This is a genomic window from Enterococcus sp. RTP21361st1_A6_RTP21361_211029 (assembly GCF_040910045.1).
Classification (GTDB): Bacteria; Bacillota; Bacilli; order Lactobacillales; family Enterococcaceae; genus Enterococcus_D; species Enterococcus_D gallinarum.
In genome coordinates this window covers 1-16,057 of the sequence record NZ_JBDGBK010000076.1, presented here as the reverse complement: position 1 = coordinate 16,057, position 16,057 = coordinate 1, and the positions used below count along the sequence as shown (strand labels likewise).

Here is a 16,057-nt window from a genome sequence, read left to right as displayed (position 1 = left end):
CTTGCCAACGCTCTTCATCCACAGAACACATCCATTTTTCGTGCATTTCTTTACTCATTTTCTTCTCCTCCTAGTTGGTAATATCTTCCGTTAATGGAAACCTTATCTAAACCTATCCATACTAACGTCTAAAGCATCAGCAATCTTCTGGATCAATTCAAAGCTAGGCTTCTTGATCCTTCCTTTTTTTAATTCAGTAATAGTCCCAGTTGAAACGCCCATTCTCTTTGCTAGTTCATATTGTGATATATCTTTTTCAATTAATATTTGTTCAACTTTATTCCACATCTTCGCACCTCCGAAAACATACGTTCGTAACATTTGTAAATAAAATAACCCAACATGTAGTGTTAATGTAAAACACAACTCTGTATATTGTGCTACATTTATTATTGAATAGTGACCCAATACCAACTGAGCATTATTCATAATTAATCAGAAAGGAGTTAACTTATGGCTAGAGTTAGGGTAAAAATCAAAACTCCTAGTAAAGCTAAAATTAAGCGAGAGCTTACTAGGGCTGTCCGTAAAGTCTTGGTGTGTTCCAACTGCGGCAGAAAACTACCAAACGGTGTCTCCAGCACTGTTATATGTCCTAGTTGTGGATCGAAAACTAGGATAGTTTAATCACAGGATTCAAATTCAATATCCACCACTCGTCCTATTACTACGCCAATAGATACTAGGGCGAGTATTTTTAACATCTTTGCTACTTGTTTCTTTTTCAAAATTACAGCCTCCTAGTTATTTTACAAATCACTTGATTTGACAAACACGCCGTTGACCATCTTTCCAGTGCACCCTTTAATCTCGTCATAAGCGCAATTCAAGCACTCGTATAGGTCCATGTCGTTTTGCATCGCCAAGATAATCAAGGTTACTACTACATCACCGATAGATGGATCGAGACGATTGAGTTTTCTTCGCTTGCTTCATCCGGTCTTCTCCTTTACAGTTTTTGTGCCTCCTAGCTGTGCTCTTTTTATTATCACTAATACACACTTTCCTTTTTAAGGATATTTTTATATACTATTTTTGTTCAAATCTCTTAACGGGAGAGTGATGTCGTATGACAAAACTTTTGAACAAAGCTGAATTGAAATAGTTCTCTATTCCTTGAGTGGCTGCGTGAGCTTCCACCTCACAATTCATTCTTGCCTAAACAGGATTTTCGTTCGATACGTAAACTGCTATCATTGATGCATTGGATTAAAGTGAGCAATTAGTGCGTGCTTTTTAATTTAAAAAAGACAAAATCTAATCGGCTTTATTCCCCTTAGATAGATGGAACCTTTTACGGCGAAAATCAGAATACTGAACTATCCTTGTAGCAGCTGAATTTTTTATGGTTTCCTGACCATCACTACGAGGAAAGCTAGTCTAGTGAATAGCTTTAGAAATACAAATCAGGAGCTGTCTATGAGTTCACTAGATCATAGACAGTTTTTTTATTCAAAAAACAGATTCATGTCTATTTTTTCGAATACCTCTTTTGTACGTTTAAGAAGCTGAAAGCTTGGTTGAACATAGCTAATTTCTAACTTTGTATAATGTGAATAAGATATACTAAGCCTTTGAGCCATTTCTTTTTGTGTTAACTTATGTGTTTTTCGAATTTCTTTAAAATAATTCATTTATTCTCCCCTCTTTCATTATTGGACCTAGGTTTTATTCGCAACGCTCGATACACCTCTTCTGCCTCCTCCCACAATTTGTCGGTTGTTGCCTCTAAAAATCGTTTCCCGAAATAGTCGGCAGGTACCTTCTTTTCTGAAATCAACCAATGCCGATACAAAAGCATGAAAGTTCTGAATTTACGTTCTGCACCTTTGCTGGTTGTATCGCCAGTTTCCTTCACGTATCCAGTCATTGCTTCAAAGGGAATTCGCATTAGTTCTTGTTGATCTGGTAAAAACAAGTCATAGATTACTTTTACCGCCTTACCAAAATTCCTCTGTATCTCCTGTGGCATCTAGAAACCTCCTCAATTCTTCATCGCTGATTTCTGCTTTACGCTTGATTTCCGCTTCTTTCCGGGCGTTGTATCCTTCTGGATCATCTAGCCATTCTGGAATAGGTTCTGTACGAATTGGCTTCTTACTGTAATAACTTGATTTACTCGTTCCTGTTTGTCGAGTAACATCAGCACCTTCGATAGCTTCCTTAGTAAATAGCCGCTTATTAAATCTATTCCGTAAAATACCGTCAAGGTACCTCCAGTTTCGGCTGTTATTAGAAATAGCTGTATCAGCACCGAGTATTAACCACTCGTCCGCTTCTTGTGTGCTCAACCCAACTTCCTCTAAATCTTGAATCCAGAATTCGATATTATCACCCATGGTATTTCCATAAGGACTACCAAAACCATTGCTTTCGAGATAGCTGTATATCTTGATTAAGTATTCTTCTTCATCAGTTGGTTGTTCTTTATTTTCCTTTTCTTTATTTTCCTTTTCTTTATTTTCCTTTTCTTTATTTTCCTTTTCTTTACTTTCCTTTTCTTTACTTTGTTGATTATTCCCCTGATTAACCGAGTTATTCCGCCCATTAATCGAGATATTCGATCGATTAACTTCATTTGTCAGCAAATACTTATATTCAAGCTCAACTTTTTTGCGTTCCTTAGTGGCTAAAATGTATCTGCTTTGAATACCTTTAGAAGTTAATACGGAGTATTTATCAAAAATATCTTTATCAAAGAATTTTACTTGCACGGCTTTTTTCACCAGTTCTTCAACTGTGCCCTCCTTCGTACCAACTTCGTCAGCCACTAAGAACGCAAGGTCGTCATCCCACAAAACGTAATACCCCTCATCTCGATAAATATTAGCCAGCAGGGCGACCAGTATATGAACGGCTTCTTTACCGCATGCTTTAATAATTCTTCGAACTTTTAGATCTGATAAAAAATCGACATCTAGAGGAAAATAATCAAGACCTTTCTTAGTCGGTCTTGCCACGTTTATTCCTCCTAATCAGAGGGAGATAAACTCCCTCATTATTTGTTTAATGGTGGATTTGATGAATCGAACAATGATTCTTGTCCTTCGTCTGTTATCGGGTCATCAACAACTTTTTCTGCTTCTTTAAGATCATTTGGCATCGGCTCCATATCTGATAAATCAGTCTCCTCAATCAAATCGTTGTTTTCGTCTACTCGAAAGACTTTCTCATCTGAGGTTATTGCTGATTGCATTTCAACAGATAAAAGGCCCCACTTGGAAAGCATATTTCTAAGAACTGTCTTAATGGCCATCGAATCGTAATTATCGACCCAAGCGCCACTTAGTTTTTCTTTGTCATAAGCTTTAGAATTCTTGATACGATGACTTTCGATTTCTTGCTTGGTCCAGTAGACTGTTTTCTTAAAGCCGTTCAGTAGTTCGAAGAATCCGACATAACCAATCACTTCATCTGATACTTTAGCTTTGTAATCAAACGTAAATTCTTCGGTCAATGGATTCCAATCGATCAATTGCCCATCGTAGATTGCCAGAGCGTTCAGAGCTTTATATTGGCCACTTCGTTGAGCAAGTTGAATATAGCCCTTGTATCCTAGAATGAATTGAGCTTCGTTATGCTTGACCCATTTGTTCCCCACTTTTTCTGATCGATTAAAGGGAACCACATAGGCATAACCAAGGTTCTTATCAATTGGCAGGTCCATTGTCGCTGCTTTTAAAGCTGATGCAATGATCGTCATTGGCTCGGCTTGAGATAGGTAATTATCTCCACCAACCAGAGTCATAAGGGATCCCATAAAGGAATCCGACTTCTCATGAAGAATATCTGTAAATTTCTTTTTCATTGCTGGTGTGTTCATTAAAGCCTTGAATCCTAATTTAGATGGATCAACTACCTGTGTACTCTTTTCAGCTAATTGATTTTTTAATGCATCATTTGTGGCCATTTTATTTAATCTCCTTTTCTGTGAGTCTTCGTGATTCAGTAACGTTGTAGATTTCTTCGTCTTTAGCTACTTCTGGATATTTTTCAGCAAGCTTTTTGCTGTTCATACGTTTCGTAGAAACCAATTTCCATGAAATGATGTTCCTTGGTGCAATACCAATGCATGCTTTGCGTTTCCCAAGCTCATTGATAATCTCGTTATCAATCTGACGGATAGCCGTTTCGATCTCTTTCTTTGCTTTCTTCAGCTCACGCTTTTGATCAATTAAGTCATCAAAAGAAGCAGGTAACGTTGTTTCGTCTTCCTTAGTGTTCGAATATTTTTCTTTTAAAAACTCTGATGTGGCTTCGCTGCCATCTATAACTGGCTCTTGTCCATCCAGGACATTTGTTTCCCAAAACTCAACAAGTCGTTCAGTAATCATGTCAATTAGCTCTTGATCACGATCAACTCGCTTCCAGATGAATTTCTGTCCTCCGATTAGAACAGCGATATAGCAATATTTTTTATTTAAAACGTTCATGTAGTGCTGTACTTGGCACAAATAACTTAAAGGAACTTCTTCGCCTTCCCACTCTTTACCAAGAAATGCATTAGCTGTTTTGCATTCCAAAATGGCGTTTTCTCCAACTACGTCCCGATCAATGTTCGCTCGTAGAAAAGGATGTAGCGGATGTTCAAACACTTGATTCCTTCGACGGACCTTTTTACCAGTACGTTCTTGAAATTCTTTTGCTACAATTTCTTCTAGGACATTTCCCCAATAAGCTGGCTCGCTCTCAGTGTGTTCTAAATCGATTTGACCAGTCTTTTCTAGCCATAACTGATATGGAGATTTCCATTTATTTAGTCCTAAGATAGTAGCAACATCTGAACCGCCTATACCTTTTCGGCGGTCCAACAACCACTCGTCATGAGTCATTTCAAGAGTTGATTTACTTCTCATTTTCTGGCTCCTCTCTTTGAGTCGGCTGTCCCCAACCCGGTGTTGTTAGATACTGATCTAATGCGTTCTCGAAAGAATTCATTGTCATTTCCCCTTTTCTGTTTTAAAATGGAGACAAAGATATTTATCTAAATACTTGATGGACTTGCTATTGCTTTGGACGGCTAGCAAGTCTTTTTTCTTTGTCTTGATAATCTTTTGCGGCCATGTCATAGACAATATTTGCGAAAGACCATAGAAATACTAAAACTAATCCTGCTACTACATGAATTGCTGTAAAAGCTACTACAAAAAGTAATAGTGCTGTGACAATGAATGTATCTTTAATTGATCGTTTCATGTTTTATGCCTCCTTGTAATTGTATGTTCGATTACGTTCTTCCCATTCCTTCACTTTTTGAAGATCATATTGAAGCATCCCACTAAGTTTTGAAAAAGGAATTGGATCGACTTTCCGATGTGTTAGTTTCGATAATGTTGGTCTTGAGATGCCTAGATAATCAGCAATTTCTTTGGCTTTTTTCCACTCAACTTCGGTAATTTCTTTTTTTCTCTCAAGCGGTACAACATTCTTCATTTGAGAAATTTTCACTTTAGGTCATCCCCTCATATATCTTTTTTTAATCCAGTGAGGCATACGCTCCTTAATTGCCTCTTGAATAGTGATGTTCAGAATCTTTAGGATGGAGAAGACGATCGCCATTTCAACAATGATTTCATCAAGAAATTCGTCTGTATAATTCCTAAGCTCTGTTTTTTCAACATCAGTTAGCATCCTGACTTGAGATTCAGCAACAATTCTCTGGACTACTTTCTTCCGTTCTTTCCTCTCGTTTGACTCGATTTCTTGAAATATCTCAAGATCATTCGTTGATTTGACATCTGCCAGTTGGCCATCCATTGATTTGAAAAATCCTAAGTATTGGTAACTGATATCTCCTGTTAATTCATCAGTTGCTTGATACCCATTTTCTTTCATTGCCTCTAGATACTCGATTGCCTTATCGATAGGGACATTTGCTCCGTTGAAATGATCACTGATTGTTGCGTTTGGTGTTTTGGCGTCGATGGCTAATTCTTTCTGACGTTTACTCGAAAGAAATAATGCAAGCTTTAAAGATCGCCCAATTTTTGCTGTTTTCGGCACGTTATCACTCCTTATATTCGTTTTTGTTATTAGCCCAAACGGTCAATAATTACTTAAAATGAAATTAAGCAATAAGCTTTGGTGTTGAGGCGAACTGCCATTTCTCATCGATATATGAATAAATGTCCTGCGCTACTTCATCAGCAGCCAAGAAACGAATAATGATTTCTTCAACACCGCCAGTGTTTGTAAACAGTTCGCCTTCAATACCAATTGAAATGTTAAACTTGCGTTTAATTGCAGGAATAATCATTTCTATATATTGTGGTAGAAATCCCGAATCGACATTAGCTTTAATCATCTGCGGTTTGTCTTTCAATATAAAACCTCCGTTCTCTTTTTGTTCGTATTTCCTTTTTGATAAAATCTCAAAGAAAGGACTGATCTAAGTGTACGATTATTTAATGGAACCTAAATTGCAAAAAACAATCGATGACGAATTTATAGAAATAAGAGCCTATCTTTGCGATGAAGAAAATTTGTTTATTAAACTAAAATCTGATGTTGTTCTAATGATTGAAAAATCAAGAAATTCGGTACAATTTCTTTTGCCTGATAAAAACGGATGCTACGATTTAGTCGCAGACATTTATCCAACTAACCCTACTCGTGGACATCTCGAGTTTAATTTAGATGCTTCAGCATTAAGTACGATCCAAAAATTATATAAAAACAAGATTGTAGATAGAGAATACTTTAACAATAATTTGGATAGTATAAATTTATACCTGATTGAATCTTCCATGGCGAGGGACTAAAGATCTTAGTCTAAGAAGCTCTTCGTTCGAAAATCTTGATGCTTTTTCAGCTTGCTCAGCACGACTTCTTAAATCTCTTGCTTCTTCTGATAAGTCTTCAATTTTTTTTAACAATTCCTCTTTTGTGTTATCAGAGGAGTAAACTACAGTTTTACGATTACGTTCAATTCTATTGGCTATGATTTCCAGTAGACTATTGGTTGTTTTTTGCTCTTGTAAAAGCTTTTTAAGTAGCTCTTCGTTCATTGTGCGGTCTCCCTCATCTGTACTTGTTGTTTTAGCAATGTGTTGGCTCCTTTCTATAATACGTATCGAGTACATCATCATCAAAAAAAATAGTCCATGGAACTCCAAGTACGCTTGCCATTTTTTTTGCTGTGTTTACAGATGGCGTGCGATATCCTTGTTCATATGATGAATACGTTGTTTTGGCGATCCCGACACGTCTAGCAAAGCTTTCTTGAGTGTATCCGTGTTGTTCTCGTATTTTTTTCAACCAGTCTGGCATAATCTTCACCCCTTTCAAAAGAGATACGTATTGCGTACTTTTATAATAATACATTACGCGTACTTTGTAAATAGTTTTGTACTCTTTTTTTGATACTTTTTATTTTGTCCTTTTTGTACGCTGTTTGTCGTAGTAATATTAGATAAGGAGGTCGATTTGTATGTTTGCTGAACGCTTAAAAAGTTTGAGAAAATCTAAAAAAAATTTAACCCAACAAAATATGGCTGATATTTTAGGCGTCGCAAAAACCACGTACGCCTCTTATGAACAAGGTAAGCGAACCCCAGATACAGATATTCAAAATAAGATTGCTGATTATTTTGAAGTCAGCTTAGACTATCTTCATGGTAGAACTGATCAGTTAAATGAGGATTCAAACCTCCTTGTTGCAACTCACGTAGATGATGACTTGACTGAAAAACAGAAAAAAGAAGTTCAAGATTTCATCAAATTTATAAAAATGAGAGATCATGGCGGAGAGTAGGGAAAATTTTGAATGAATGAAGCTGAACAACTTATGGCTCAGTATCCCGATCTGAAGTACAAGTTCGAACCAAGTATGCCTGTACAGCAGGACGGATTAATTATTGGGGATACAATTTATTTAAGACCTGGACAATCAACAGCTGAACTGACGGCTACGATTGCGGAGGAAATTGCTCACTATCTCACATCTGTAGGAGATATATCAGATCTAAGCAAGCCAGAATGTATGAAACAAGAACGTAAAGCTCGTGATATTGGAGCTGTGATGCTCGTTTCACCTACTGATATCATTAACTGTTTTGAATTCGGATGTACTAGTGTCTGGGAATGTGCTGAATATTTGCAAATTCCGGAAATAACTTTTAAAGATGCCATTAAGTGGTATGCGAGAAAGTGGGATGGCATTAAAACAGAAAACAACTACACTCTCCTATTTCAACCAGATGGGACTGTTGCAGTTTTAAAATCATTCAATAATTTTTAGGAGATGGAAAGATGGCTGAAAAAGTGTGTGCTGTCTGTGGTAAAAAAGTTGGATTTGGATCTTATAAGATATCTGATGGTCAACGTGCTTGTGCAAAATGTATGAAAAAAGCAGGATATGGCATGACGAATTCTTTTAACGAGATTAGATCTATTACATTGGACGATTTAAAAAGAGATGCTAAAGCTGAAAAGAAAGCATTGAAGCTCGATAAAAAACAACAACAAATAGAAAATGCCAATCGGCTAAAGGAATTTAAGGCGGATTTAAAGGTTTCTTCCTACTTATTCATTGATAGCCAAAAAAGACAATTCAAGATTAAAGGCCTAATAAATGGCCTTACTATTCATGATTTAGATTCAATACGAGGATATGAAATAGTTGAAAACGGAGGATCAGTCACCTCGGGAGGCTTGGGAAGAGCTGCTGTTGGAGCATTAACGTTTGGAGGTGCTGGAGCAATTGTTGGTGCCATTACCGGTAAAAAACATTCAACCTCTATTATTGAATCCTTACAAGTTAAAATACTAATGGCCGATATTGAAACCCCTGTTCTTTTTATTGATTTGATAAGTTCCAAAACTAAGAGAACTTCTATAATTTACAAAACGGCTGTAAAAGAAGCAGAAAAAATTGTCTATTTATTAGAATCTCAATTTGAAGACTCTGCAGATTTAGAACAACAAGAATCAACAATAGAGACTTTGAGTAACGCTGATGAGATACGAAAATTCAAAGAACTCTTAGACGATGGGATTATCTCTAAAGATGAATTTGAAAAAAAGAAAAACGATTTATTGGGTCTATGATGAAGATTAGCCTTCGGGCTTTTCTTTTTAAATTGAAAAGAACATACGTTCGGATAATTAACAAAAAACTTCGAATTCTTTAATATTCAAGTGATTATTCGATTGAAATCACTCGATTATTCGAATTTATTATGCGAAATTACGAAAGGAGAATTCTAATGGCTTCTATAAAGAAATACTATTTGAAGAAATCAAAACAATATAGATATGAAGTTTTCATTTCTAATGGAATTAATCCCGGAACTGGCAAACAAAAAAAGATACACAAAAAAGGATTTAAGTCATTTGATGAAGCAAATAGTTATGCCAAAATAATTGAAGGAAAAATAGCATCCGACGAATATTTCAAAGAAAATCCTCGGAATTTAACAATAGAAGAATTTCTTGAGGATTGGGTAACTAATTATAAGCAGGCTGTAAAAGAAGGCACTCGTGTGGTCCACAGAGCGAATATACGAATGTATATTAAACCCTATATAGGAAAATATTCTTTAAACAAATACACTCGAGCCAACCATCAAAAGTTCATTAATATGCTGCTAAATAAGAAAGGACTAGGTCGAAGTGGTCAAGGGTTGTCCATCACTACTGCCAAAAGTGTAAATGCTACTCTCAGCAATGCTTTTAAAAAAGCAATTCAATTAGGATATATAAAAGAGAATCCTACTCAGTTTGTTGAGTTTCCAAGAATGATTGAGAAAAAGGAATCTGTCAGATACTACGATTTGCAGCAAGCAGATAGATTTCTAGAGTTTGCGAAAAAAGAATCTGAAGTTTTGTGGTACCCCTTTTTCCTATTAATCTTCGATCAAGGATTGAGGAAATCAGAAGTAATGGGATTACAGTGGCAAGATATTGACTTTGGCGGGAACATGATAAGCATTGAAAGAGAACGTTTAGGAGCAGTTGAAAAAGGTGAAAACGTCAATGCAATTATTACAGACGATCCGAAAACACCGGCAGGAGTCAGAAGCATGCCAATGACCAAAAGAAGTAAACAAGCCCTGCTTGCTTTTAGAAATCATATCTTAAACATCTTTGGTACCTTCCCTTCCACTGAAGATGGCGAACAATTTATCTTCTTGCAAACCAGTAAGAGATACAAAGGGAAAATTGTCCGTGATCGATCAGTGAATGGCGCATTTAATCGGATTGCTAAAAAAGCTGAATTGCCGAAAATTAGAGTCCACGATGGTCGGCATACATTTGCAGTAAGGTCTAGACAAGCTGGTCTATCTTTAGAAGATATAAAAGACTTTCTTGGACACAAGGACATTTCAACAACTCAAATCTATGCCCATATTTCACCAGAGGTTAAAAAAAGGTCTATGGAACAGTTCGAAAACTACATCGAAAATGAAAGAAAAAAGCACTCGCAATGAGTGCTTTTAATCTGTCACTATCACCAAAACTATCACCAGTTATGAATCAAAGCGAACATGTTTCGTTCACCACCAATTTATATAAGTGGTAAAAGCATTGATTTATAGACGTTCGTTCAATTCTTTTGCAAGCTCTTCGAAGCCTGGTTTGCCAAGCAATGCGAACATGTTTTTCTTATAAGCTTCCACGCCAGGTTGGTCAAATGGATTCACACCATTCAAGTAACCAGAAATACCTACAGCGATTTCGAAGAAATACATTGTATAACCTAATGTGTAGGCATCCATCGTTGGGATCTTAACCAATAAGTTTGGTACATCGCCATCTGTGTGAGCCAATAACGTTCCTTCGAAGGCTTTGGTATTTACAAAATCAACTTCTTTTCCTTGTAAGTAGCCAAGTCCATCAAGGTCAGCTTCTTGCGTAGGAATTGTGATTGATTTACGTGGTTTTTCAACTTTAACAACAGTTTCAAAGATGTTGCGGCGGCCTTCTTGGATATATTGACCCAATGAATGCAAATCAGTTGAGAAGTTAGCACTTGAAGGGTAAATTCCCTTTTGGTCTTTTCCTTCTGATTCTCCAAATAATTGTTTCCACCATTCAGAGAAGTATTGCATTCCTGGTTCATAATTAATCAGCAATTCGGTTACTTTTCCTTTGCGGTAAAGGATGTTACGCATTGCTGCATATTGATACGCTTCATTTTTTTCAAGGTCATCACTGGCATATGCTTCACTAGCGTCTGCTGCACCTTGCATCAAAGCATCGATATCCGCACCGCTAGCAGCGATTGGCAATAGACCTACAGCTGTCAAGACAGAGAAACGTCCGCCAACATCATCAGGAATTACGAATGTTTCCCAATTTTCAGCATCTGCTTCAACTTTAACGGCACCTTTTGCTTTATCTGTCGTTGCATAGATACGTTTGTTTGCTTCTTCTTTGCCATATTTTTCGATCAAGCGTTCTTTGAAGACACGGAATGCGATCGCAGGTTCTGTCGTCGTTCCTGACTTAGAAATGACATTGACAGAGAAATCACGATCACCGATGATTTCGATCAAATCAGCTAAATAAGTCGAAGAAATTGAGTTTCCGGCAAAAAAGATTTGTGGTGCTTTCCGTTCATCTGATGAAAGCAAGTTATAGAATGAATGGTTTAAGAAATCAATCGCAGCTTTTGCCCCTAAATAAGAACCACCGATACCGATAACAACTAATACTTCTGAGTCCGATTGGATTTTTTCTGCTGCTTTTTTGATTCGTGCAAATTCTTCTTTATCATAATTTTTAGGCAAGTCGATCCAGCCTAAAAAGTCGTTACCTGCACCAGTACCTTCACGTAAGAGTTTATCTGCTGCTGTAACTTGACTTTGCATGTAGCTTAATTCGTATTCATTCACGAATGGTGCTACTTTTGAATAGTCAAATTTGATGTGTGACATGATTTGTCCTCCTTGAAAAAAATTAGTTTTTCATACAAGTACTACTTTACGTTTTTTTTGAACTTTTTTCAAGTAATTCCTTATTATATCGCCTATCTGGCAGAGTTAGACAAGTCCTTGAGAAGACATTGCTTTAGCAACTTTTTCAAATCCAGCCACATTTGCTCCTAGCATGAAATTATTTTTTTGATCAAATTCTTCTGCAGTGTCACGGCAAGCATCATAAATATTCTCCATGATCTCATCCAATTTTTGATCGACTTCTGCCTGCTCCCACTGCAAACGTTGTGAGTTTTGACTCATTTCTAAAGCAGAAACCGCTACGCCACCCGCATTAGCCGCTTTCCCAGGACAATAGTAGATTCCTTGCGCAATAAAATATTCTGCCGCTTCAAGAGAGCTTGGCATATTGGCACCTTCAGAAACAATCCGGACACCATTCGCTTTTGCCCGTTTGGCTTGTTCTAGATTGATTTCATTTTGAGTCGCACAAGGGAAGGCTAATTCCGCTTGAACATCGAAGTCCCAGACAGAAGCGCCTTCATGGTACTCTGCTGAGGGGCGTGCGTTGGCATATGCTGTCAAACGTTCCCGTTTCACTTCTTTGATTTCTTTCAATAATGCCAGATCGATACCTTCTTTGTCATAAATGAAGCCAGAAGAATCAGAGCAAGTGATGGCTTTTGCGCCCAACTCATGCAATTTTTCAATCGCATAAATGGCTACATTGCCGCTTCCAGATACAATTGCCTGTTTCCCTTGGAAGTTTTCCTTTAAATCTTTCAACAGATGCTTAACAAAATAGACTGCCCCGTAACCGGTAGCTTCCGTCCGATTTTTACTTCCCCAAAAGTCCAATGGTTTTCCTGTAAGGACACCAGCATCATATTGTTTCAGACGTTTGTAAGCCCCAAAGAGATAGCCAATTTCACGGCCACCAACACCAATGTCCCCCGCAGGCACATCTAAGTCAGGGCCGATATGTTTTGCTAATTCCGTCATGAAACTTTGACAAAAACGCATGACTTCTCCATCTGATTTCCCTTTTGGATCAAAGTCACTTCCGCCTTTGCCGCCACCAATCGGTAATCCAGTCAAACTGTTCTTGAAAATCTGCTCAAAAGCCAAAAATTTCAAGATACTTAAGTTGACGCTGGGATGAAAACGCAGGCCGCCTTTGTAAGGCCCTAATGCAGAATTAAATTGGATCCGATAACCGCGGTTGACTTGCCAATTGCCTTGGTCATCTTGCCATGGCACACGAAATTGAATAAATCGCTCTGGTTCTGTTAATAAATCAACCAAATTCGATTCAATGTATTCTGGATGTTTTTCTAAGAAAGGAATGATTGTTGGTAAAAATTCATCTATCGCTTGTAAAAATTCCGTTTGGTTCTGATCTTTTTCGTGCAGTTTCTCTTGGATCGCTTTTACATACTCTGAAGCATTTGTCATCAGGCACTACCTCCTTTAGTTAAATTCTATTTTATAGAAAATTTCAGAAATTGCATCTATTTTTTACGAAATTGTCAGAATTTTTTTTCGATTCATTGAACAAACAGCTTTCTCCCCGCTTGTTCCTGCAATATGGTACAATCCACAAAGAGGTGAAGGAAGATGAAGAAATCCTATGATGTGATCGTGATTGGTGCTGGTACCAGTGGCATGATGGCCGCTATTTCAGCAGCCGAAAATGGTGCAGACGTATTACTTATAGAAAAAAATAAAAAAGTTGGCAAAAAATTGCTTATGACCGGCGGCGGTCGTTGTAACGTGACCAATCATCGCTCTGTCGATGATTTGATCGCCCATATTCCCGGCAACGGAAAATTTTTATATAGTACATTCTCGCAATTCAATAATTTCGATGTGATGACCTTTTTTGAATCCCATGGTGTCCCTCTGAAAGAAGAAGATCACGGACGGATGTTTCCTGTCACAGACAAATCGAAAACGATCGTTGAAGGCTTATTACAGGCGCTCCATGAGAAACAAGTCACTCTATTGACCAATACAGTCGTCACTAAATTACTTCATGATGAGACTCAGATCCAAGGCGTTCGAACAGAATTCGAAGAATTTACTGCGCCCTGTGTGATCCTGACGACTGGTGGTCGAACTTACCCTTCGACTGGAGCAACTGGAGACGGCTACAAAATGGCCAAAAAAGTAGGGCATATCATCACACCGCTTTATCCTACCGAGTCTCCCCTCATATCAGAGGAGCCATTTATCAAAGCACGCACACTGCAAGGCATCTCTTTACAAGATATTGCTTTATCTGTTTTAGATTCTACAGGAAAAACCGTTGTCTCTCATACCATGGATCTCTTGTTCACGCATTTCGGGCTTTCGGGTCCAGCTGCACTGCGCTGCTCTTCTTTTGTCAATCAAGAATTGAAGAGTCATACACCTGTCACAGTGATGCTGGATTGTTTTCCAGAAAAAACAGCGAATGAATTGGTGAATGAGCTAACAGTGGCAGCCCATTCGAAGAAAAAATTAGTCAATGCACTGAGCGGCATCTTGCCGGAACGTCTGCTAGAGTTCTTTATCCATCGACTGGCACTTTCTGATCTGGTGGCTGAGCAAACAACTGAAGACCAGCTACAGGCTTTAGCAGCTATCATGAAAGGCTTTTCTGTCACAATTTCTAAAACATTTCCGCTGGAAAAATCTTTTGTGACGGGTGGAGGGATTCATTTAAAAGAAGTGAATCCCAAGACAATGGAAAGTAAGTGCATCAATGGCCTTTATTTCGGCGGCGAATTACTCGATATCAACGGTTATACCGGTGGATTCAATATCACTGCTGCCTTTTGTACTGGTCATGTCGCTGGCAAGCATGCGGCAGAAATGGTGAGCTATTTCCACTATTCACAAGGATAGTCTTTATTCTCTTAACGATCTGACACAATGAAATACAAGGAATTTCGAATCTTTCGCAGACTTGCATCTGAGTAAAGTTGCTGTCACATCCCATTGCTTGCGGGGTAGTGACAAAGCTTCGTTTTTTTGTTTGCATTTCTAGAAATTGCTTATTAGTTGGCGATTTTTGTGAGAAGGCGTAGACTGAAAGAGAACTTAAAGGAGGCTGGACAAATGAAACGTATTTCAAGAGGCAAATTTGAAAAAATGCAGAAACTTTCAAATGAAGATGGGGTGATTGCGGCATTGGCCATTGATCAGCGAGGATCAATGAAAAAAATGATGAAAGCTGCCACAGGGCCCGATAATTTCAAAATGGAACAAATTTATGACTTCAAACGGTTGGTTTCACAAGAATTGACAAAGTATGTCAGCAGCATTTTATTGGATGAAGAATATGGATTTCAAGGCATCGAAGCGAAAAATCCTAATGCTGGTTTGATTCTGTCTTATGAAAAAACCGGTTATGATGTCAATACTCCAGGACGATTGCCGGAGCTGTTGCCAAATGAATCTCTGCAACGTCTAGTCCAAAAAGGAGCTGACGCAGCTAAAGTGCTGGTTTATTACAATCCTGATGAACCGCAAGAGATTCTTGATACGAAACATGCTTTTCTAGAACGTTTAGGTACGGAAGCACAAGCAGCCGATATCCCAATTTTTGTCGAACCAATCGTCTACGACGATGAAATCACCGATGATAAATCACCGGCTTTCGCTAAAATCAAACCTGGAAAAGTCATTCGAACGATTCAAGAATTGACCAAAGACAAATACCATATCGATATTTTAAAAGTTGAAGTACCCGTACAATTTGATTTGGTTGAAGGGTTTCAAAAAGAAGGCTTAGAAGCTGTGTATACCCAAGAAGAAGCTGCCAACTACTTTAGAGAAGCTAGCGATGCCGCTACTCGTCCTTTCATTTACTTAAGTGCAGGGGTTCCTGCAAACATCTTCCGAGAAGAATTACGCTTTGCCGGCGAACACGGGGCAAAGTTCTCTGGTATTCTTGGCGGACGTGCAACTTGGCGAGACAGCGTGGAAATCTATGGAAAACAAGGGGAAAAAGCACTGCTTGATTGGTTAGATACGCAAGGCCGGGAAAATGTCGAAGAACTGAATGCTATTCTAAAAGAATATGCTACCCCATGGTATGAATTTTATGGTGGATTAGATAATATTGAAGTCTTTGATATTTCCGTTATGGAATAATTGTCCATAGAACAAACAACAGAGCCGCTGCATTGAAG

The 16,057-nt window shown here is 38.0% G+C and carries 21 protein-coding genes; 7 read left to right on the top strand and 14 right to left on the bottom strand.

Annotated features, from left to right (window positions below):
• Nucleotides 1-102 precede the first annotated feature (102 nt).
• The 10 genes from AB5Z52_RS12555 to AB5Z52_RS12510 form a co-directional block, all read right to left on the bottom strand.
• Entirely contained in the window at nucleotides 103-288 is a 186-nt protein-coding gene (locus AB5Z52_RS12555) for a helix-turn-helix domain-containing protein (RefSeq protein ID WP_368243656.1), read from the bottom strand.
• A 1,160-nt stretch (nucleotides 289-1,448) separates the two neighbouring features.
• Entirely contained in the window at nucleotides 1,449-1,634 is a 186-nt protein-coding gene (locus tag AB5Z52_RS12550) for a helix-turn-helix domain-containing protein (protein WP_123837302.1), read from the bottom strand.
• On the bottom strand, nucleotides 1,631-1,972 hold the full coding sequence (locus AB5Z52_RS12545) for a hypothetical protein (RefSeq protein WP_123837301.1): 342 nt from the start codon (nucleotides 1,970-1,972) through the stop codon (nucleotides 1,631-1,633). Before AB5Z52_RS12545 ends, AB5Z52_RS12550 begins: the two co-directional genes overlap by 4 nt.
• The gene (locus AB5Z52_RS12540) at nucleotides 1,941-2,960 is read right to left on the bottom strand and encodes a Lin1244/Lin1753 domain-containing protein (RefSeq protein WP_368243657.1); all 1,020 of its coding nucleotides are present in this window, start codon (nucleotides 2,958-2,960) and stop codon (nucleotides 1,941-1,943) included. The genes AB5Z52_RS12545 and AB5Z52_RS12540 overlap by 32 nt, the downstream gene beginning before the upstream one ends.
• Nucleotides 2,961-2,998: 38 nt before the next feature.
• The gene (locus tag AB5Z52_RS12535; protein ID WP_029487104.1) at nucleotides 2,999-3,910 is read right to left on the bottom strand and encodes a recombinase RecT; all 912 of its coding nucleotides are present in this window, start codon (nucleotides 3,908-3,910) and stop codon (nucleotides 2,999-3,001) included.
• A gap of 1 nt (nucleotide 3,911) precedes the next feature.
• A complete protein-coding gene (locus AB5Z52_RS12530) occupies nucleotides 3,912-4,856 on the bottom strand; it encodes a YqaJ viral recombinase family protein (protein WP_368243660.1) in 945 nt (314 codons plus the stop codon).
• A 148-nt stretch (nucleotides 4,857-5,004) separates the two neighbouring features.
• Nucleotides 5,005-5,196 (bottom strand): hypothetical protein, encoded by a 192-nt coding sequence (locus AB5Z52_RS12525; RefSeq protein ID WP_005472028.1) that lies wholly within the window; start codon nucleotides 5,194-5,196, stop codon nucleotides 5,005-5,007.
• 3 nt (nucleotides 5,197-5,199) lie between these two features.
• Nucleotides 5,200-5,448 (bottom strand): helix-turn-helix domain-containing protein, encoded by a 249-nt coding sequence (locus tag AB5Z52_RS12520; RefSeq protein ID WP_368243661.1) that lies wholly within the window; start codon nucleotides 5,446-5,448, stop codon nucleotides 5,200-5,202.
• Nucleotides 5,449-5,454: 6 nt separating this feature from the next.
• Complete coding sequence (locus tag AB5Z52_RS12515; protein ID WP_029487107.1) at nucleotides 5,455-6,003, bottom strand: hypothetical protein; 549 nt, start codon at nucleotides 6,001-6,003, stop codon at nucleotides 5,455-5,457.
• A 64-nt stretch (nucleotides 6,004-6,067) separates the two neighbouring features.
• The gene (locus tag AB5Z52_RS12510) at nucleotides 6,068-6,322 is read right to left on the bottom strand and encodes a hypothetical protein (RefSeq protein ID WP_368243664.1); all 255 of its coding nucleotides are present in this window, start codon (nucleotides 6,320-6,322) and stop codon (nucleotides 6,068-6,070) included.
• A 70-nt stretch (nucleotides 6,323-6,392) separates the two neighbouring features.
• Between AB5Z52_RS12510 and AB5Z52_RS12505 the strand changes: the two genes are divergently transcribed.
• Nucleotides 6,393-6,761: a hypothetical protein gene (locus AB5Z52_RS12505; protein ID WP_368243665.1), complete on the top strand. Its 369-nt coding sequence runs from the start codon at nucleotides 6,393-6,395 to the stop codon at nucleotides 6,759-6,761.
• Here the strand turns inward: AB5Z52_RS12505 and AB5Z52_RS12500 are convergent.
• The gene (locus AB5Z52_RS12500; protein WP_368243666.1) at nucleotides 6,726-7,007 is read right to left on the bottom strand and encodes a hypothetical protein; all 282 of its coding nucleotides are present in this window, start codon (nucleotides 7,005-7,007) and stop codon (nucleotides 6,726-6,728) included. The genes AB5Z52_RS12505 and AB5Z52_RS12500 overlap by 36 nt on opposite strands.
• Nucleotides 7,008-7,038: 31 nt before the next feature.
• The gene (locus AB5Z52_RS12495; protein WP_368243667.1) at nucleotides 7,039-7,269 is read right to left on the bottom strand and encodes a helix-turn-helix transcriptional regulator; all 231 of its coding nucleotides are present in this window, start codon (nucleotides 7,267-7,269) and stop codon (nucleotides 7,039-7,041) included.
• Nucleotides 7,270-7,429: 160 nt separating this feature from the next.
• Between AB5Z52_RS12495 and AB5Z52_RS12490 the strand changes: the two genes are divergently transcribed.
• The 4 genes from AB5Z52_RS12490 to AB5Z52_RS12475 all read left to right on the top strand — a co-directional run bounded on the left by AB5Z52_RS12490 (nucleotide 7,430) and on the right by AB5Z52_RS12475 (nucleotide 10,430).
• On the top strand, nucleotides 7,430-7,753 hold the full coding sequence (locus AB5Z52_RS12490) for a helix-turn-helix domain-containing protein (RefSeq protein ID WP_041119346.1): 324 nt from the start codon (nucleotides 7,430-7,432) through the stop codon (nucleotides 7,751-7,753).
• A gap of 12 nt (nucleotides 7,754-7,765) precedes the next feature.
• Nucleotides 7,766-8,239 (top strand): ImmA/IrrE family metallo-endopeptidase, encoded by a 474-nt coding sequence (locus AB5Z52_RS12485; RefSeq protein WP_368243668.1) that lies wholly within the window; start codon nucleotides 7,766-7,768, stop codon nucleotides 8,237-8,239.
• 11 nt (nucleotides 8,240-8,250) lie between these two features.
• Nucleotides 8,251-9,048, top strand: a complete 798-nt coding sequence (locus AB5Z52_RS12480; protein WP_170081353.1) for an SHOCT domain-containing protein — start codon at nucleotides 8,251-8,253, stop codon at nucleotides 9,046-9,048.
• Between the two features lie 158 nt (nucleotides 9,049-9,206).
• Complete coding sequence (locus AB5Z52_RS12475) at nucleotides 9,207-10,430, top strand: tyrosine-type recombinase/integrase (RefSeq protein WP_368243669.1); 1,224 nt, start codon at nucleotides 9,207-9,209, stop codon at nucleotides 10,428-10,430.
• A 102-nt stretch (nucleotides 10,431-10,532) separates the two neighbouring features.
• On the opposite strand, the gene AB5Z52_RS12470 is transcribed toward AB5Z52_RS12475, so the two are convergent.
• On the bottom strand, nucleotides 10,533-11,879 hold the full coding sequence (locus AB5Z52_RS12470) for a glucose-6-phosphate isomerase (protein WP_005472008.1): 1,347 nt from the start codon (nucleotides 11,877-11,879) through the stop codon (nucleotides 10,533-10,535).
• A gap of 105 nt (nucleotides 11,880-11,984) precedes the next feature.
• Nucleotides 11,985-13,334, bottom strand: a complete 1,350-nt coding sequence (gene gdhA, locus AB5Z52_RS12465; protein ID WP_288551631.1) for an NADP-specific glutamate dehydrogenase — start codon at nucleotides 13,332-13,334, stop codon at nucleotides 11,985-11,987.
• A gap of 162 nt (nucleotides 13,335-13,496) precedes the next feature.
• Between gdhA and AB5Z52_RS12460 the strand changes: the two genes are divergently transcribed.
• Both AB5Z52_RS12460 and AB5Z52_RS12455 read left to right on the top strand, forming a co-directional pair.
• The gene (locus tag AB5Z52_RS12460; protein WP_288551632.1) at nucleotides 13,497-14,768 is read left to right on the top strand and encodes an NAD(P)/FAD-dependent oxidoreductase; all 1,272 of its coding nucleotides are present in this window, start codon (nucleotides 13,497-13,499) and stop codon (nucleotides 14,766-14,768) included.
• Between the two features lie 213 nt (nucleotides 14,769-14,981).
• Nucleotides 14,982-16,019, top strand: coding sequence for a tagatose 1,6-diphosphate aldolase (locus AB5Z52_RS12455; protein ID WP_003127836.1), 1,038 nt, complete (start codon nucleotides 14,982-14,984; stop codon nucleotides 16,017-16,019).
• Nucleotides 16,020-16,057: the final 38 nt, after the last annotated feature.

Coding starts and splice junctions, on each gene's coding strand:
- AB5Z52_RS12475 (WP_368243669.1), top strand. CDS start 9,207: ATGGCTTCTATAAAGAAATACTATTTGAAGAAATCAAAACAATATAGA.
- AB5Z52_RS12485 (WP_368243668.1), top strand. CDS start 7,766: ATGAATGAAGCTGAACAACTTATGGCTCAGTATCCCGATCTGAAGTAC.
- AB5Z52_RS12460 (WP_288551632.1), top strand. CDS start 13,497: ATGAAGAAATCCTATGATGTGATCGTGATTGGTGCTGGTACCAGTGGC.
- gdhA (WP_288551631.1), bottom strand. CDS start 13,334: ATGACAAATGCTTCAGAGTATGTAAAAGCGATCCAAGAGAAACTGCAC.
- AB5Z52_RS12500 (WP_368243666.1), bottom strand. CDS start 7,007: ATGAACGAAGAGCTACTTAAAAAGCTTTTACAAGAGCAAAAAACAACC.
- AB5Z52_RS12480 (WP_170081353.1), top strand. CDS start 8,251: ATGGCTGAAAAAGTGTGTGCTGTCTGTGGTAAAAAAGTTGGATTTGGA.
- AB5Z52_RS12455 (WP_003127836.1), top strand. CDS start 14,982: ATGAAACGTATTTCAAGAGGCAAATTTGAAAAAATGCAGAAACTTTCA.
- AB5Z52_RS12495 (WP_368243667.1), bottom strand. CDS start 7,269: ATGCCAGACTGGTTGAAAAAAATACGAGAACAACACGGATACACTCAA.
- AB5Z52_RS12550 (WP_123837302.1), bottom strand. CDS start 1,634: ATGAATTATTTTAAAGAAATTCGAAAAACACATAAGTTAACACAAAAA.
- AB5Z52_RS12535 (WP_029487104.1), bottom strand. CDS start 3,910: ATGGCCACAAATGATGCATTAAAAAATCAATTAGCTGAAAAGAGTACA.
- AB5Z52_RS12525 (WP_005472028.1), bottom strand. CDS start 5,196: ATGAAACGATCAATTAAAGATACATTCATTGTCACAGCACTATTACTT.
- AB5Z52_RS12555 (WP_368243656.1), bottom strand. CDS start 288: ATGTGGAATAAAGTTGAACAAATATTAATTGAAAAAGATATATCACAA.
- AB5Z52_RS12490 (WP_041119346.1), top strand. CDS start 7,430: ATGTTTGCTGAACGCTTAAAAAGTTTGAGAAAATCTAAAAAAAATTTA.
- AB5Z52_RS12530 (WP_368243660.1), bottom strand. CDS start 4,856: ATGAGAAGTAAATCAACTCTTGAAATGACTCATGACGAGTGGTTGTTG.
- AB5Z52_RS12470 (WP_005472008.1), bottom strand. CDS start 11,879: ATGTCACACATCAAATTTGACTATTCAAAAGTAGCACCATTCGTGAAT.
- AB5Z52_RS12545 (WP_123837301.1), bottom strand. CDS start 1,972: ATGCCACAGGAGATACAGAGGAATTTTGGTAAGGCGGTAAAAGTAATC.